Source organism: Cellulophaga omnivescoria (genome assembly GCF_001999725.1).
In the GTDB taxonomy this organism is placed as follows: Bacteria; Bacteroidota; Bacteroidia; order Flavobacteriales; family Flavobacteriaceae; genus Cellulophaga; species Cellulophaga omnivescoria.
Map to the genome: position 1 here is coordinate 43,405 of NZ_MDDP01000013.1, position 15,873 is coordinate 59,277.

A 15,873-nucleotide genomic window follows, 5' to 3' on the forward strand; every position below is an offset into this window, starting at 1 on the left:
CAAAATTAACCTTCAACAATTGCAGAAAGCTCAAACCAGCGTTCTGTTTTTTCATCAATTTCATCAATAACAAGTTGTAGTTCTTTAGATAGCTTATCTATCTCATCACCACTTAAGCTAGCATCAGAAAATTTGTTTTGTAGTGCTACCTTTTTTTCTTCTAACTTTTTAATTTTGTTTTCTATGTTGTTATATTCTTTTTGTTCTTGAAAAGATAATTTGTTTGTTTTGCCTTCTGTTTTCCAAGATTTTTTATCTGTTTTAGTTTCTTTCTCTTTATTTTCTCTACTTTCTAATACAGCGCTGTCTTCATAAGACCTAAAATCTGAATAGTTTCCTGGGAAATCTTCTATAACGGCATTGCCTCTAAATACAAATAGGTGATCTACAATCTTATCCATAAAATACCTATCATGGGATACTACTAATAAACATCCAGGAAAATCCATTAAAAAACTTTCTAAAACATTTAATGTAACTATGTCTAAGTCATTTGTAGGTTCATCTAGTATTAAAAAGTTAGGATTTTGTATTAATACAGTACATAAATATAACCTTTTGCGTTCGCCACCACTTAGTTTTTCAACAAAGTCATATTGTTTTTTTCTATCAAATAAAAAGCGTTCTAATAATTGCTGAGCAGATATTTGACGCCCTTTTTTAAGCGGAATATAATCTCCAAATTCTCTTATAACATCTATAACTTTTTGGCCTTCTTTTATTTTTATTCCCTTTTGAGTGTAATAACCAAATTTAATAGTTTCACCAACAATTACTTTTCCGCTATCTGGTTGGTCTGTGCCTGTAATTATATTTAAAAAAGTAGATTTTCCAGTACCATTTTTGCCAATAATACCAATACGCTCACCTTTTAAAAAGTTATACTCAAACTTATCTAAAATAGGTTTGTTTGGGTAGGCTTTAGAGATTTTTACAAGCTCCATAACCTTACTCCCCATACGCTCCATATTAATCTCTAGCTCAATAGTGTGCTCTTTTCTGCGTTGGTGAGCTTTGGCTTTAATATCATTAAAATCGTCTATTCTAGATTTAGATTTGGTGGTACGTGCTTTGGGTTGTTTACGCATCCAACCTAGTTCTTTTTTATATAAAAGTTTAGATTTGTGGTGTTCTACAGCCTCTTGTGTTAAACGCGCCTCTTTTTTTTCTAGGTAGTAAGAGTAGTTACCTTTGTAAGGGTAAAGTGTATTATTATCTAACTCAATAATTTCATTACAAACACGCTCTAAAAAGTACCTATCATGTGTAACCATAAACAGGGTAATACTTTCTTTTGCAAAATATTCTTCTAACCATTCAATCATTTCTAGGTCTAAATGGTTGGTTGGCTCATCTAAAATTAATAAGTCTGGCCTGTTTATAAGCGCATCTGCCATAGCTAAACGCTTTTTTTGTCCGCCCGATAGTAAACCAACTTTTAAAGAAACATCATCTAACTTAAGTTTAGATAATATTTGTTTGTATTGAGTTTCAAAATCCCAAGCTTCAAACCTATCCATAGCATCAAAAGCAAGCTGATATTTTTCTGCATCTTCTGGGTTTGCGAGTGCTTTTTCATAATTTGCTATAACTTTTAAAACTTCATTGTCTGATGCAAAAATGGTTTCTTCAATAGTTAAATCTGGGTTCATATTAGGCTCTTGCTCTAAAAATGAAACTCTAATCCCTTTTCTGTAATTTACCTGTCCGCTATCTGGAGAGTCTTGACCAGATAGGATGTTTAAAATAGAAGTTTTGCCGCTTCCGTTTTTTGCTATTAAAGCAATTTTTTGATCTTTATTTACACCAAACGAAATGTCTGAGAATAGTGCGTGTTCTCCGTAAGATTTTGATATGTTTTCAACCGTAAGTAGGTTCATTTGCTAGTTTTAGTTATTTTGTTTTTTGCCAAATAAATACATATCTAGTGGCAAGTGATAGTAGTATAGGAATAAATACTGGATGAAATTTTTGAATTCCTATTATTTGTACAATAGGCACAGCCAGTAAAAATACAAGTAAAATTATGCTGTATTTATGTAATTTAGTGTTGTTGTTTTTCTTTTTTGGTAATAAAAATAAGGCAACTAAGTTAAAAGGTAATGCCCATAACAAATTAAAGTTATTTGCTGTAGCAGTATGGTCTGTAGCAAACCATAATAAACTTAATATGAAGCCAACTATACCAGTAGTAAACAGTAAAAAAATATCTATCCACCTAGACCATAATTGATTTTTATAATCTGTGTATGTTATAAAAAGAACAAAAATTAAAAATAGATAAGACCAGAACATAGGAGTTGCTAAAAAGTTAATACTAGTTACTTTTTTATGTTCTTTTAAAATAGTTCTGTTTGACAAAACTAATGGAGCATTTTTAATAGTGCTGTTATTTAATTGAGACCATACATAGTCTGGTAAAAAAGTGTGTTGTAAAACGGTTGCTTTTTTATCTATTTTAGAACCTAAGGCTAAATCTATACCAAAACTAGCCCACGTATTGGTGCTTAATTTTTGATCTAACAACTCTCTAAATGTAAAATTTTTTTCAATGTGGTTTTCTTTAAAAGTAATGTCTTTGCCTATAGATGTGTTTAAAACCTCAATAATTTTAGTTGCACAATTGTTATATAAATAATCATACAAATAATCTCTATTTTCTGGTTTTACATTTTTCTCTAAGTAATTATAAAGTTGCTGTTTTTGTTTGGTGTTAAGGTTTAAAACCTGCTCCTTAACCCATCTTTTTTCATACTGATATTCATATAAAAACCTTGAAAAATCTTGTTTATTTACCTTAAAAAGTAATTTTCCTTTTACAAAATTTAGATAAAAGTTAGGGGCATTAAAATCAAAAATACCATAGTTATATACCTTATCTGTTCTTGTTAAAGGGTCCCATACTCTTATAGCGCTATGGCCAAAGGTAGAGTATAATTGGTCTCCAGAGCCACAGGTAAGTACACTAATTTGTGCATTGTTAGATATAGCACTGTTTTGAGAATACATAATAATTGTATTGCTTAATAACAGTATAAAAACGATTGCTTTAATGTGTTTTTTCAAGTTTACTATTTTTTACGAGTAACAAATATCGAACAAATTAGAAGAACTGCCGTATGCTTTTTAAAAAAGCAGCTTTTTAAATTGTTTTTTTTAAAGAAATACTATTTTTACCAAAGCAACTAATATTACTGTATTTTTGAAGAATATAGCAATACACTAAACTTACTAAAAAAATGAAAAAACAGATACCTAACTTAATTACGCTTTTAAATTTATTTTGTGGTTGTTTAGCGGTGCTTTTTGCTGTACACGGAATTTTTGAAATGGTAGCTGTTTTTGTGTTTTTAGGTATATTTTTTGACTTTTTTGATGGTTTTGCTGCTCGTATGCTAAAAGTACAAAGTGAGCTTGGTTTGCAATTAGACTCTTTGGCCGATATGGTTACAAGTGGTGTTGTACCAGGTATAGTAATGTATAAATTATTATTAATGTCTACTACAGGCGGATGGAGTTCTGCTATGTTTACAGGGTTAGAAGGAAATTTTTATAGTTCAGAATTTCAAATATCTTCAATAATTCCTTTTATAGGTTTTGTAATAACCTTAGCATCTGGTTACAGGCTTGCTAAATTTAATATTGATGAAAACCAAACAGAATCTTTTATCGGATTACCAACACCAGCAAATGCTCTTTTAATAATTTCATTGCCGTTAATATTGGTTTATCAAAACTACACCCTGTTAAATGATTTAATTTTAAATCAATGGTTTTTACTAGCAGTTACTGCTTTAAGCGCATATTTATTAAATGCTAATTTGCCATTGTTTGCATTAAAATTTAAAACTTGGAATTTTAAAGATAATGCTATTCGCTACATTTTTTTAATACTATGCATTGTTTTAATAGTAGTCATTAAATATTTAGCAGTGCCAATTATAATATTGGTTTATGTGCTACTATCTATAGCTAGTAATTTAGGAAGTAAAAAGGTTTAAGCAGAAAGTATAAGGGGCTTAAAAATCTATTTTAGTTTTACGTAGCTCAAAGTTTTGGCCAAGGTATACTTGCCTTACCATTTCATCGGCAGCTAGTTCTTCTGGCTCTCCAGACTTTAAAATACCACCTTCAAACATAAGGTAAGATCTTTCTGTAATGGCAAGTGTTTCTTGTACGTTGTGGTCTGTAATTAAAATACCAATATTTTTGTTTTTTAACTGAGCAACAATACGTTGTATGTCTTCTACAGCAACAGGATCTACACCAGCAAAGGGCTCATCTAGCAAAATAAATTTTGGATCTGTAGCTAATGCACGTGCAATTTCTGTACGTCTACGCTCTCCTCCAGATAGTAAATCTCCTCTGTTTTTACGTATGTGTCCTAAACTAAACTCTTCAATAAGAGACTCCATTTTCATGTGCTGCTCTTTTTTACTAAGTTTTGTAAGTTGTAGTACACTTAAAATATTTTTTTCAATACTAAGCTTTCTAAAAACTGAAGCTTCTTGTGCCAAATAGCCAATTCCGTTTTGTGCTCTTTTGTACATAGGGAATTGTGTAATATTCATATCATTTAAATAAATATTACCACCATTAGGTTTTACTAGCCCAACAATCATATAAAAAGAAGTTGTTTTACCGGCACCATTTGGGCCCAACAAACCAACAATTTCTCCTTGGTTTACTTCCAAAGATATTCCTTTTACCACTTGTCGTCCTTTATAGGACTTCATTATATTGTCTGCTCTAAGCTTCATTTTTTCCATAGAATATCCAAATCTAAGTTATTCTTTTTGTAAACAGAGAAGATTTACCTTTTTTTTAACCTTCGTGGTTAGCTTCAATAGCTTCCCAATATTCGTGTGCACGTCTTAAATGCGGAATAACAATACTACCACCAACAAGTGTAGCTATACTTAAGGTTTCCATAATTTCTTCTTTGTTTGCACCTTCTCTGTGCGAACTCTCTAAATGATATTTAACACAATCATCGCAACGTAAAACAGCAGAAGCAACCAAGCCTAGTAGTTCTTTAGTTTTAACATCTAATGCGCCTTTACTATATGCATTAGTATCAAGATTAAAAATTCTGTTAATAACCTTATTTTTATCTGCTAATATTTTCTCGTTCATTTTAGAACGATACTCATTAAATTCTTTAACTGGATTTTGTGACATTTTTACCTAATTTTTTAGCTTCGTTTTTTAGCACTCTTTTAGAAATATAAATACTAATTTGGTATAGTATTAAAACGGGTATTGTTACTACAATTTGACTAGCAACATCTGGCGGAGTTATAACAGCAGCTACTATTAATACTACTACCAATGCTATTTTTCTGTGCTTTTTAAGCACTTCTGGAGTAACTAAGCCTACTTTTGTTAAAAAGTATATTATTATAGGTAGCTCAAACATTATGCCGCAGGCAATTACTGATGCTTTTACGGTAGAGATAAAGGAGCTTAAATCAAATTCATTTAAAACCTCTTCACTAACTTGATATGTACCTAAAAAGTTGATAGAAAAGGGAGTAACAATGTAGTAACCAAAAAGTACGCCAGAGAAAAATAAAAACGACGCTGCAAAAATAAAACCTTTAGAGTTTTTGCGCTCTTTTTCATATAAACCAGGACTTATAAAACGCCACATTTCATATAAAATGTAAGGAAAACCAACTATAAAACCAGCCCATATAGACGTCCAAATATGAGCAGAAAACTGCCCTGCCATTGTTCTACTTTGTATGGTAAAGGGTAAAGTTTCTGCACAAAAACTAGAGTCCATACCAAAATAGGTAGCTACAGAGCAAAAGAATTTGTAGGTAGGGAAATTCATTTTTTTAGGGCCCAGTAATACCGTGTCAAAAATAAACTCTTTCATTGCAAATGCAACTATACCAATAATTACAACTGCTAGCGTAGATCTAATTAAGTGCCATCTAAGTTCTTCTAAATGGTCTAAAAAGGACATTTCGTCCGGATTTTTTTTACTCTTTGCCATTATAAAATCCCTTCGTTTACTAGGTTATGTAAATGTAATAAGCCAACGTATTTTAAGTTTTCTATAGCTACTAATTGTGATATTCCTTGTTGTTGCATTAGTTCTAAAGCATCAACAGCTAAAACATCTGTATTTACAGTTTTAGGATTGTTAGACATAATGTCTTTAGCAGTTAAGCTACCAATATTGTCATATGTATTAAGCATTCTTCTAATATCGCCATCTGTTATAATACCAACTACTTTATTATTTTCTAAAACGGCAGTAGCTCCTAACATTTTTTCAGAAATTTCTACTATTACTTGTTTTACAGGAGTGTTGGTAGTAACCTCTGGTTTTTGGTTGTTATTTACAATGTCATTTACGCGTAAATACAATTTTTTACCTAACGCACCACCTGGGTGATATTTTGCAAAATCTTTACTTGTAAATCTTTTTAGTTCTAATAAAGAAACGGCAATTGCATCACCAATAACCAATTGCGCTGTTGTACTTGTTGTAGGAGCTAAATTATTAGGGCAAGCTTCTTTTTCTACATAAGTGTTTAGTACGTGGTTAGATTGTTGTGCTAAAAAAGATTCTGTATTACCGGTCATACCAATTAAAACATTACCTCCTCTTTTAATAAGCGGCACTAGAACTTTAATTTCTGGTGTATTACCACTTTTAGAGATACAAATAACAACATCATCTTTTAAAACAGTGCCAAGGTCGCCATGTATTGCGTCTGCAGCATGCATAAATATAGATGGTGTGCCAGTAGAATTTAAAGTAGCTACAATTTTTTGTGCAATTATGGCACTTTTTCCAATTCCAGAAATTATTAATCTTCCTTTAGAGTTGTAAATAGCATTTACTGCGTCTGTAAAGTTAGAATCTAGCAGGTTAGATAAATTTTTTATAGCATCAGCTTCATTAGAAATTGTTCGCTTAGCAATATCTATAATTGTTTTGGAGTTGCTCAATGTAATCTTAAATTATGTGTTCTTTTAAAAAAGATGTACTATCTTTAAGAATACAAAATTACGTAAACTTATTTTTATGTGATACAGTAATTTGATGGAAATTAATTTTAGCTTAAATTTTGTATGGATTACTAAAATTTGAGTATCTTGAATTTTATTATATTAATAAACAGTAAATACAATCACTATACTATACTATGAGTAACTCTAACATTGATTTGCACGCTTCCTTAAAAAAGCATTTTGGATTTACAAAATTTAAAGGATTACAAGAAAGTGTCATCAATAACTTGCTTAAGGGTAATAATACGTTTGTTATAATGCCAACTGGCGGAGGTAAATCACTCTGCTATCAGTTACCTGCGTTAATGCAAGAAGGTACAGCTATTGTTGTTTCGCCTCTAATAGCTTTGATGAAAAACCAGGTAGATGCCATACGTGGTATCTCTTCTGAACACGGAATAGCACACGTTTTAAACTCTTCTTTAACAAAAACTCAAGTAAAGGAAGTGAAAGAAGATATAGTAAACGGAGTAACTAAATTACTTTATGTAGCCCCAGAATCTTTAATAAAAGAGGAGTACGTAGAGTTCTTAAGATCTGTAAAAATCTCCTTTGTTGCAGTAGATGAAGCACACTGTATTTCTGAGTGGGGACACGATTTTAGACCAGAGTACAGAAACCTTAAAACTATTGTTGGTAAATTAGGAGATAGTATTCCTATGATAGGTTTAACTGCTACTGCTACGCCAAAAGTACAAGAAGATATTGTAAAAAATTTAGGTATTGCAGATGCTAAATTATTTAAGGCATCTTTTAATAGACCTAATTTATTTTATGAAGTACGACCAAAAACTCAGAATATAGAAGCAGACATTATACGTTTTGTAAAGCAAAATGTTGGTAAATCTGGTATTGTGTATTGTTTAAGTCGTAAAAAGGTTGAAGAATTAGCACAAGTGTTACAGGTTAATGGTATAAGTGCAGTGCCTTACCACGCTGGTTTTGATGCAAAAACAAGATCTCGTTACCAGGATATGTTTTTAATGGAAGAGGTAGATGTTGTTGTTGCAACAATTGCCTTTGGTATGGGTATAGATAAACCAGATGTACGTTTTGTAATACACCATGATATACCTAAAAGTTTAGAAAGTTATTATCAAGAAACCGGTAGAGCTGGTAGAGATGGAGGAGAGGGCCATTGTTTGGCTTTTTATTCTTATAAAGACATAGAAAAGTTAGAAAAATTTATGTCAGGGAAACCCGTTGCAGAACAAGAGATAGGAAATGCACTGTTACAAGAAGTTGTTGCCTTTGCAGAAACATCTATGTCTCGTAGAAAATTTATTCTTCATTATTTTGGAGAGGAATTTGACGAGGTTAATGGAGAAGGAGCAGATATGGATGATAATACCCGTACTCCAAAAGAAAAAGTAGAGGCTAAAGAAAATGTAGTTAAACTTATTAGTGTTGTACAGGGGACTAAAGAAAAATTTAAGTCAAAAGAAATAGTGAATACCTTAATTGGTAAAAAAAATGCACTTATAGCGTCTCATAAAACTAACGAAAAACCATTTTTTGGTATAGGTAAAGATAAAGACGCTGGTTATTGGATGGCATTAATTCGCCAAACTTTAGTAGCAGGTTACTTAAGAAAAGAAATAGAGCAGTACGGAATTTTGCGTGTTACACCAATGGGTGTTGATTATGCTAAGGAGCCAACATCATTTTTAATGACAAAAGACCATGTGTATAGTCAGGCTAATGATGATGCTATTGTGAGTGCAGCAAAAAGTTCTGGTGGTGTAGCAGATAAAGAGCTTGCACAGTTGTTAAGGCAACTTAGAAAGTCTGAAGCTAAAAAGCACGGTGTACCTCCTTTTGTGGTTTTTCAAGATCCGTCTATAGATGACATGGCGCTTAAGTACCCAACCAGTATGGAAGATATGCTTAACATACATGGAGTAGGAGAAGGTAAAGCTAAAAAATACGGGAAACCATTTTTAGCACTTATAGCTAAGTATGTAGAGGATAATGATATTGTTAGGCCAGATGATTTAGTAGTTAAAAGTACAGGAGCTAATTCTGCTTTAAAACTGTATATAATACAAAACGTAGACCGTAAGTTGCCATTAACAGATATTGCAGATGCTAAAGGTTTAGAGCTAGCAGAGTTGATAAAAGAAATGGAACAAATAGTATATAGTGGTACAAAACTAAATATTACTTATTGGGTAGATGAAACTTTAGATGAAGACCAACAAGAAGAAATACACGATTACTTTTTAGAAGCAGAATCTGATAATATTGATGCTGCTGTAGAAGAGTTTGATGGTGACTATGAAGATGAAGAACTACGTTTATATAGAATAAAATTTATTAGTGAAGTAGCAAACTAGTATACGAATAAACTTAAAATAAAAAATCCCAATACATATGCATATGTATTGGGATTTTTTCGTTATCAATATAAATCTATTGAAGTTTAATATTGCATACTATCCATACTTCCTGCTGTAATTGCAGCTATTATAACTCCAAAGTATAGTATTATAAATACAAGATATAGGGCCGCAATAACTAATCCTATAATAGATAAAATCTTTGCGGTTTTTACATTTTCAATTCCTGTATATTGACCTGGATTTTGCTCATAAAGCAATCTTGCTTTTTTACCATTAGATAAACTAATAAAACAAAAAATAGCTCCAAGAGGTCCGCAACATGCAACAGTTGCAATTAAGCCAATTATTCCCATCGTCATAGCGCTACTAGCACCAGGTAATTCTTCTTTCATAATTTATTTAATAATTATAATCCTTGTCCTTGGTTGTATCCCTTCATAAACTCTTCCATCATTTCATCATAAGCACCTGTAGATTTAAAGAATATGTATAGTCCTACAATTATTACACTTAACACTAACCCAATAATGGAAACAATTTTAGCGGTTTTCAACTGTCCAAAATTTGAATATTCTTGAGGGTTTTCTTGGTAGGTTTTAGTGTCTTTATTTATTAAAAATAGAGCTATACCAGAAAAAAGTATACCTCCAAATCCAGAAGTGCAGCAGCATCCTACATAAGAAATTATTCCTAATACTAAGGCAATAGTAACGTTTGGTAATTTTTGTTGTTCCATAATTTTAATGTAATTGGTTAAAGAAATTTATTAATATAGTTGGTAAATATTATTACAAAATTAATGACTAGTAATGTGATAATAATTTTATTGGCGTGTTTTATTTTATAGAAATGGTTAACAGCTATAAAACCAAAAAGCAAAATTAGTGTGTAAATTGCCGGGTACATTTGAAAAGCACCACTAAAGTCTCCTTGTAAAATTAATGATAATGATCTTTGTATACCGCAACCAGGGCATTCAACACCAAAATACTTCTTGTTCATACAAGGAAGCATATAGTCATTAATGTTAAACTCTAATATAGGTAACGGCATTTAGTATTGTAATCTATTTTTGAAACGGAAAAATACTATTATTTTTGTGGAAAGAAAATAAACGCCTTATAATTTTTTAAAAGAAAAATTTTAAAGACGTAAATTAAAGGTATGGCAAATTTTAGTATTGGTGATAAGGTAGAGGTTTTAGACGATACAATTTCTGGTGTTGTTGTGGCTGTAAATGGTTACAATGTCACTATTGAAACAGATATGGGTTTTGAGATTTCTTATTTAAAGAAAGAGCTAATTAAAATTGCAAACGCAGATACAATAAGAGTGTCTAATTATGAAGTGGCTAAAATTAAACAAGAAAAAGAACAGCCCAAGCGTAAAAATAGGCCATCTGTAAAGCCTAAAGAGCGAAATATTCCTAAGATGGAGGTAGATTTACATATAAACCAACTTGTAAAGTCTAGCAAAGGTATGGGTAATTTTGATATGCTCAATCTACAGTTAGAAACAGCTAAACGTCAATTAAACTTCGCTATTCAAAAAAGAATACAAAAAGTAGTTTTTATACACGGAGTAGGAGAGGGAGTTTTAAAAGAAGAGTTGCATTACCTTTTTAATAAATATGACAACTTAAAATTTTATGACGCAGATTATCAAAAATACGGACTAGGAGCCACTGAAGTTTATATTTTTCAGAATTAAAATTATTGAGGAACTGTTGTTGTTAGCACTGCAAAATCTTCAATATTTAAATCTGTTATACGTGTATCATCACTATTGTTTAGTGTAATATCTTTAAGTTTAATGGTGTGTATAAAGGTACCTTCTGTTTCGCCAGCAACTGTGTTTATAGTAATGGTCCCTTTTTCAGCATTAATTTCTTCTAAAACTGTTGGTGTTGCTGGTGGTGGAGAATCACAAAAATAATTACTAGATACTGTGCCAGAAAATGTACGATATGTAAGTTGACTAGCTTCTGGTATTGCACTTGTTATTTCAGCTTCAGAGACTTCATTTTTAAGCAATCCACTTTGTAAGGTTAATATTAAAGTTTCATTACTATTTATTTTAAAAAATAATTCAGTATCAACACTAAGTGTACCGCAGTTTTGGGCTGTTACTGTACTAAAATCTAAAGTTTCAATTTGTAAGTCACCATCACTACAAGATAATAAGGTAAAAAGTGCGCTAAAAAGGAAATATTTCTTCATACATCAAATGTAAAAGTTTTTCTTTTGATTACATGTAGATTTTAACGTTTTTTAGAATTATTTAATTTTAAATCCCCTATTTTTGGGGGATTATAATTTTTGATAAATTCTGATGCAAAAAGTTTATTTAGATAGCGCAGCTACAACACAGGTTAGAGAAGAGGTTATTGCAAAAATGCAAGATGCTTTAGGAGAATGTTACGGAAACCCGTCTTCTACACACAGTTTTGGTAGAACAGCTAAAACTGCAATAGAAAAAACACGTAAAACAATTGCAAAGTATTTAAATGCACATCCAGCAGAAATTATTTTTACATCTGGAGGTACAGAGGCAGATAATATGATTTTGCGTGGAGCAGTAAGAGATTTAGATGTGCGTACTATTATTACATCAAAAATAGAGCACCATGCTGTTTTACATACAGTAGAGGAATTAGAAAAAGAATACGGTATTGCTTTGCATTATGTTAATTTAGATGCTAATGGTAATCCAGATTTAATACATTTAAAAGAGTTGTTAGCACAAGATGACACTAAAAAAATAGTGAGTCTTATGCATATTAATAATGAAATAGGCAACAAGTTAGATATTGATGCTGTTTGTGCATTGTGTAAAGAGTACAACGCTCTTTTTCATTCAGATACTGTGCAATCTGTGGGGCATTATGCTTGGGATGTACAGCAAACACCTGTAGATTTTTTAACTGCTGCAGCACATAAATTTCACGGGCCAAAAGGTATAGGTTTTGCTTACATAAAGAAAGATAAAGGTATTAAGCCTTTAATATTTGGAGGTTCACAAGAACGTGGTTTTAGAGCAGGTACAGAGCCATACCATAACATTGTTGGTTTAGAAGAAGCATTTGTAAAATCTTACGAGAATTTAGAGCAAGAAAAAGCCTATGTTATAGAGTTAAAACAATATTTTATAGATAAAATTAAAGCGGATATTCCCGAAATTAAATTTAATGGTTTGTCTGGTAACATGGATAAAAGTACGTACACATTGGTTAATGTAAATATACCAGTAGACGAGAAAAAAGGATTAATGCTTTTATTTCATTTAGATTTAAAAGGTATTGGGTGTTCTAAAGGTAGTGCTTGCCAATCTGGAAGCAGTTTAGGGTCTCATGTATTAACAGAGGTATTGTCTAAAGAAGATTTGCAAAAGCCGTCTGTGCGTTTTTCTTTTTCTAAGTACAATACCAAGCAAGAGTTAGATTATACTATACAAGTATTAAAAGAGTTTGTAGAGAGTTAATTTTTCTTATTCTTTTTTACTCTTTCTTTATCATAAGGAAATTTACGAGTTGCTTTTTTCATCATACCATCTATAAGATCTATGGTGTTTTTGCCAGTCTTCTTGTTAATTTCCTTTTCGTATTTCCATAATAGTTTGCCAGAGTCACCATCACTAACCTTTATTCCAATACGCCCATAATTAGCGTTTCCATCAAAATAATCAAAGAAATTAAAGTCTGTAGAAACTCCATCAGATAACAATACATTTAAATCTATATTACCACTAATAATACCATCTACATTTAATAGCTTGGCTAGTTCTTTAGTGGTATGTATATCTATATTTTTAAATGTAATATTATTTTTAGCTAATAAAGCATTAGTGTTTTTTATGTTCTGAAATTCTACAGCGTATTTCTTCTTTTTTTTACCTCTTAAAAAATAAGTTTCTAGTGCATTTTGCACAGCGTATCCCTCTTTTTCTTCTAACTCTTTTAGCTTTTCTTTTGTAATGTTATCTTTTAGCTCCAAATTAGCTAAAAACGGAATAATTGCCAGTACTTTATGGTCTTTGCTTATGGCATCAAAATGTTTGTTTTCGTATATGTTTTTTTGTGCTTGTACTCCACAAAAAGATAGTACTATTATAAAAAGTAATGTTTTTTTCATTTTTTGTATTCTCTGTAATTACACTGCCGTGTTAAAGTTTAATACACTTTATTTTTTTGCAAAAGTATATGAAATTACTAAACTTATAAGCTTTTAATCTTTTAAACTATTGTTATTTTAGGTGTGTATTTTATTAAATTAACTGTTTTTATTTACCCTTTTGCTATTGCAGTGTTATTTTCTATAAAAAGTAGTTTCATATGTTGTAGTGTTGCCTACGTTATCTGTAACAACAACTTTTAAATTACATTCTTTTTTATCTAGTATTTTATCATCAAAATCATAGGTTATGGTGTTGGTTTTATACTCATAACTCATTAATATCCATTCTCCGTTAATGTAAGCATTGTAAGTGTCAATACCACTTAAATCATCTACAATTTTAAGGCTTAAATATTTGTAATTGTTTAGCCATTGTTTTGCTTTAAAGTTTTTAGGAGTAATAACTGGTGCAACTGTATCTTTTGCTAAAGTATAAGTACCTAAATTTTTTGTTCTTGTAGTAAAGGTATTTCCTCTTTTATATGTAGTTGCGTGTATAGGTAAGTTTTTGCTATTTAACCTGGCAATAAAAAGTTGTTTTTTTTCGGCATCAGTATATTTACTAACATCAAAAGTTATGGTAAAATTACGGTGAGCAGGAACCTCATTGTTATGAATTTTTACAGTATCTGTTCCTTTTTTTAAGTCAATATAAAAATCGTTATAAAATGTATTTGCAGGAAAATATACTTTTGCACCATCTAAATTGTAATTGTTTGGCTTTTTAGCAATTAAATAATTGTTGGTAACTTCTATTTTTTTAGGTGATTTTAATTCTTGCAATTTACCTTCAACAGGAATAATAATTTTGGTGGTGTTATTTTCCCAATCTTTTAGCAATAGTTCTACATTGTAGGTAAGACCATTAGTTATGTTAATTTTACCGTTGTTATGTAAATCAGAATATACACTTAGTTTGTTGCTAGGATCTTTATAGCACTTTACAATGCGCTGGTTATATTTACCATAATGTTGGTAGTCTATTAAGGTGTTAATGTACCTTGTTTCGGCAAAAGAAAATGAATCGAATTTAAATTTAGAATACGTTTTACCATTAACCAGTTGTTCTATGGAGTAAATTCCGTTTTTATTAGCGGCCATATCTTGCCTGTCATACCCATTAAAACCAATACCAATAGTACCAGAAGCGTATACTTTATCTGCTAAGTAAGAGCCATCTGCTTGTTTTTTAAACTTTATTTGCGTTTTATTAGCACTTTGGTTTATTTGTGCATTTTCACTTAAAGGGTATGCGTATAGGTTTAAAATTGTTGGGTCTGTAGCGTCTCTAATGTCATATCCGTAAAGTAATGGGTTTGTAGGTTTGCTAGTGGTATTACTTCTAATTTCAAAATGTAAATGTGGACCAGAAGAACCGCCTGTATTACCAGAATAGGCTATTACTTCTCCTTTTTTAACTTTAAGCTCACCAAAATCAGGAAAAGTCTCTACTTGGTATGATTGCTTTTTGTATTGTATTTTTTTTATGTACTCTTCAATTTTAGGAGAAAATTTTTGCAAATGGGCATACACAGAGGTGTAACCGCTAGGGTGTGTAATGTAAAGAGCTTTACCATATCCCCAATGCGATATTTTAATACGTGTTACAGATGCATCATCTATAGCGTAAACAGCTAAACCTTCTCTTTGTTGGGTTTTAATATCTATACCAGAATGAAAATGATTAGAACGTAATTCGCCAAAATTACCCGCTAAAATTAACGGAATGTCTAAAGGAGATTGAAATTTATTTTGAGGATATTTCTCTTGTCCGTTTACAGATGTTAGTAAAAATAGTGCAGCTATAAATGCGTAGATTCTCATAAGTATTTTTAAAGTTGATACGAAAATAACCAATCCCGTTTAATTGAAAAAAACTAATATGCTATAAAAATTACAAAACACCTTATTACAGAGGGTTAAGTGCTAATATTTAATTCTTTACAAGAATAATTGAAAAAAGTATTGCGCACTAGTTTAATCTATGTTAACTTTGTGATAAATGCATCGATTTTTGTAAATGAGCGAATTAGTTGAAATTGTTGATTCTTTAGAAAACAAAGTTAGCAAGCTACTTCATAAAATGGAGTTATTAAAGCAAGCAAATACTAGGTTGTATGAAGAATTACTATCGCTTAAACAAGAGCAAGCACAAACTTCTAATTTGGTTTTAGAATGGGAAGAAAAATACAATGCTCTTAAACTTGCAAATTCTATGCTAGGCAGTAATAAAAATAAAACAGAAGCAAAGCTTAAAATAAATACATTAATAAGAGAGTTAGATCATTGTATTGCTCAACTTGCTGAATAATGTAATATTAATACTT

The 15,873-nt window shown here is 30.9% G+C and carries 17 protein-coding genes; 5 read left to right on the forward strand and 12 right to left on the reverse strand.

The features are described from left to right. Positions 1 to 5: 5 nt before the first annotated feature. Positions 6 to 1,880 (reverse strand): ABC-F family ATP-binding cassette domain-containing protein, encoded by a 1,875-nt coding sequence (locus BFJ87_RS08095; RefSeq protein WP_077402571.1) that lies wholly within the window; start codon positions 1,878 to 1,880, stop codon positions 6 to 8. A 13-nt stretch (positions 1,881 to 1,893) separates the two neighbouring features. Beyond that, positions 1,894 to 3,009: an Lnb N-terminal periplasmic domain-containing protein gene (locus tag BFJ87_RS08100; RefSeq protein ID WP_077402575.1), complete on the reverse strand. Its 1,116-nt coding sequence runs from the start codon at positions 3,007 to 3,009 to the stop codon at positions 1,894 to 1,896. A 230-nt stretch (positions 3,010 to 3,239) separates the two neighbouring features. Here BFJ87_RS08100 and BFJ87_RS08105 point away from each other — a divergent pair, with 230 nt between their 5' ends. Further along, entirely contained in the window at positions 3,240 to 4,001 is a 762-nt protein-coding gene (locus tag BFJ87_RS08105) for a CDP-alcohol phosphatidyltransferase family protein (protein WP_077402577.1), read from the forward strand. Positions 4,002 to 4,019: 18 nt separating this feature from the next. On the opposite strand, the gene lptB is transcribed toward BFJ87_RS08105, so the two are convergent. From lptB to BFJ87_RS08125, 4 genes are all read right to left on the reverse strand, one after another. Continuing rightward, positions 4,020 to 4,760 carry an LPS export ABC transporter ATP-binding protein gene (gene lptB / locus BFJ87_RS08110; RefSeq protein ID WP_034645320.1) on the reverse strand — a complete coding sequence of 247 codons (741 nt, stop codon included), beginning with the start codon at positions 4,758 to 4,760 and terminating at the stop codon, positions 4,020 to 4,022. Positions 4,761 to 4,824: 64 nt separating this feature from the next. After that, a complete protein-coding gene (locus BFJ87_RS08115) occupies positions 4,825 to 5,181 on the reverse strand; it encodes a carboxymuconolactone decarboxylase family protein (protein WP_077402580.1) in 357 nt (118 codons plus the stop codon). Next, the gene (gene tatC, locus BFJ87_RS08120) at positions 5,162 to 6,004 is read right to left on the reverse strand and encodes a twin-arginine translocase subunit TatC (RefSeq protein WP_077402583.1); all 843 of its coding nucleotides are present in this window, start codon (positions 6,002 to 6,004) and stop codon (positions 5,162 to 5,164) included. The genes BFJ87_RS08115 and tatC overlap by 20 nt, the downstream gene beginning before the upstream one ends. Further along, positions 6,004 to 6,969, reverse strand: coding sequence for a KpsF/GutQ family sugar-phosphate isomerase (locus BFJ87_RS08125; RefSeq protein ID WP_077402586.1), 966 nt, complete (start codon positions 6,967 to 6,969; stop codon positions 6,004 to 6,006). The genes tatC and BFJ87_RS08125 overlap by 1 nt, the downstream gene beginning before the upstream one ends. Before the next feature lie 197 nt (positions 6,970 to 7,166). On the opposite strand from BFJ87_RS08125, the gene recQ reads away from it, so the two are divergent. Next, complete coding sequence (gene recQ, locus BFJ87_RS08130; protein WP_077402589.1) at positions 7,167 to 9,368, forward strand: DNA helicase RecQ; 2,202 nt, start codon at positions 7,167 to 7,169, stop codon at positions 9,366 to 9,368. A gap of 86 nt (positions 9,369 to 9,454) precedes the next feature. Here recQ and BFJ87_RS08135 read toward each other — a convergent pair whose 3' ends face one another. The 3 genes from BFJ87_RS08135 to BFJ87_RS08145 are packed head-to-tail and all read right to left on the reverse strand — an operon-like array spanning position 9,455 to position 10,427. Next, positions 9,455 to 9,766 (reverse strand): CCC motif membrane protein, encoded by a 312-nt coding sequence (locus BFJ87_RS08135; RefSeq protein WP_077402592.1) that lies wholly within the window; start codon positions 9,764 to 9,766, stop codon positions 9,455 to 9,457. 14 nt (positions 9,767 to 9,780) lie between these two features. Further along, on the reverse strand, positions 9,781 to 10,110 hold the full coding sequence (locus tag BFJ87_RS08140) for a CCC motif membrane protein (protein ID WP_077402595.1): 330 nt from the start codon (positions 10,108 to 10,110) through the stop codon (positions 9,781 to 9,783). Between the two features lie 17 nt (positions 10,111 to 10,127). Then, positions 10,128 to 10,427, reverse strand: coding sequence for a DUF2752 domain-containing protein (locus BFJ87_RS08145; RefSeq protein ID WP_077402598.1), 300 nt, complete (start codon positions 10,425 to 10,427; stop codon positions 10,128 to 10,130). 111 nt (positions 10,428 to 10,538) lie between these two features. Between BFJ87_RS08145 and BFJ87_RS08150 the strand changes: the two genes are divergently transcribed. Beyond that, the gene (locus tag BFJ87_RS08150) at positions 10,539 to 11,084 is read left to right on the forward strand and encodes a Smr/MutS family protein (protein ID WP_077402601.1); all 546 of its coding nucleotides are present in this window, start codon (positions 10,539 to 10,541) and stop codon (positions 11,082 to 11,084) included. Between the two features lie 2 nt (positions 11,085 to 11,086). Here the strand turns inward: BFJ87_RS08150 and BFJ87_RS08155 are convergent, their stop codons facing one another. Beyond that, positions 11,087 to 11,593 carry a hypothetical protein gene (locus BFJ87_RS08155; protein WP_077402603.1) on the reverse strand — a complete coding sequence of 169 codons (507 nt, stop codon included), beginning with the start codon at positions 11,591 to 11,593 and terminating at the stop codon, positions 11,087 to 11,089. 112 nt (positions 11,594 to 11,705) lie between these two features. On the opposite strand from BFJ87_RS08155, the gene BFJ87_RS08160 reads away from it, so the two are divergent. After that, positions 11,706 to 12,854, forward strand: coding sequence for a cysteine desulfurase family protein (locus tag BFJ87_RS08160; RefSeq protein WP_077402606.1), 1,149 nt, complete (start codon positions 11,706 to 11,708; stop codon positions 12,852 to 12,854). Here the strand turns inward: BFJ87_RS08160 and BFJ87_RS08165 are convergent. Both BFJ87_RS08165 and BFJ87_RS08170 read right to left on the reverse strand, forming a co-directional pair. Continuing rightward, the gene (locus tag BFJ87_RS08165) at positions 12,851 to 13,504 is read right to left on the reverse strand and encodes a hypothetical protein (protein ID WP_077402609.1); all 654 of its coding nucleotides are present in this window, start codon (positions 13,502 to 13,504) and stop codon (positions 12,851 to 12,853) included. The genes BFJ87_RS08160 and BFJ87_RS08165 overlap by 4 nt on opposite strands. A gap of 174 nt (positions 13,505 to 13,678) precedes the next feature. Further along, positions 13,679 to 15,370: a M23 family metallopeptidase gene (locus BFJ87_RS08170; RefSeq protein WP_077402612.1), complete on the reverse strand. Its 1,692-nt coding sequence runs from the start codon at positions 15,368 to 15,370 to the stop codon at positions 13,679 to 13,681. Between the two features lie 196 nt (positions 15,371 to 15,566). Here BFJ87_RS08170 and BFJ87_RS08175 point away from each other — a divergent pair, with 196 nt between their 5' ends. Continuing rightward, complete coding sequence (locus tag BFJ87_RS08175) at positions 15,567 to 15,857, forward strand: hypothetical protein (RefSeq protein WP_077402615.1); 291 nt, start codon at positions 15,567 to 15,569, stop codon at positions 15,855 to 15,857. Positions 15,858 to 15,873: the final 16 nt, after the last annotated feature.

What these genes read in the sequence shown, in the direction of transcription:
- BFJ87_RS08115 (WP_077402580.1), bottom strand. Translation starts at nt 5,181, where the DNA reads ATGTCACAAAATCCAGTTAAAGAATTTAATGAGTATCGTTCTAAAATG.
- BFJ87_RS08155 (WP_077402603.1), bottom strand. Translation starts at nt 11,593, where the DNA reads ATGAAGAAATATTTCCTTTTTAGCGCACTTTTTACCTTATTATCTTGT.
- BFJ87_RS08100 (WP_077402575.1), bottom strand. Translation starts at nt 3,009, where the DNA reads ATGTATTCTCAAAACAGTGCTATATCTAACAATGCACAAATTAGTGTA.
- BFJ87_RS08165 (WP_077402609.1), bottom strand. Translation starts at nt 13,504, where the DNA reads ATGAAAAAAACATTACTTTTTATAATAGTACTATCTTTTTGTGGAGTA.
- BFJ87_RS08160 (WP_077402606.1), top strand. Translation starts at nt 11,706, where the DNA reads ATGCAAAAAGTTTATTTAGATAGCGCAGCTACAACACAGGTTAGAGAA.
- BFJ87_RS08095 (WP_077402571.1), bottom strand. Translation starts at nt 1,880, where the DNA reads ATGAACCTACTTACGGTTGAAAACATATCAAAATCTTACGGAGAACAC.
- BFJ87_RS08170 (WP_077402612.1), bottom strand. Translation starts at nt 15,370, where the DNA reads ATGAGAATCTACGCATTTATAGCTGCACTATTTTTACTAACATCTGTA.
- BFJ87_RS08145 (WP_077402598.1), bottom strand. Translation starts at nt 10,427, where the DNA reads ATGCCGTTACCTATATTAGAGTTTAACATTAATGACTATATGCTTCCT.
- tatC (WP_077402583.1), bottom strand. Translation starts at nt 6,004, where the DNA reads ATGGCAAAGAGTAAAAAAAATCCGGACGAAATGTCCTTTTTAGACCAT.
- BFJ87_RS08140 (WP_077402595.1), bottom strand. Translation starts at nt 10,110, where the DNA reads ATGGAACAACAAAAATTACCAAACGTTACTATTGCCTTAGTATTAGGA.
- BFJ87_RS08105 (WP_077402577.1), top strand. Translation starts at nt 3,240, where the DNA reads ATGAAAAAACAGATACCTAACTTAATTACGCTTTTAAATTTATTTTGT.
- BFJ87_RS08135 (WP_077402592.1), bottom strand. Translation starts at nt 9,766, where the DNA reads ATGAAAGAAGAATTACCTGGTGCTAGTAGCGCTATGACGATGGGAATA.
- BFJ87_RS08175 (WP_077402615.1), top strand. Translation starts at nt 15,567, where the DNA reads ATGAGCGAATTAGTTGAAATTGTTGATTCTTTAGAAAACAAAGTTAGC.
- recQ (WP_077402589.1), top strand. Translation starts at nt 7,167, where the DNA reads ATGAGTAACTCTAACATTGATTTGCACGCTTCCTTAAAAAAGCATTTT.
- lptB (WP_034645320.1), bottom strand. Translation starts at nt 4,760, where the DNA reads ATGAAGCTTAGAGCAGACAATATAATGAAGTCCTATAAAGGACGACAA.
- BFJ87_RS08150 (WP_077402601.1), top strand. Translation starts at nt 10,539, where the DNA reads ATGGCAAATTTTAGTATTGGTGATAAGGTAGAGGTTTTAGACGATACA.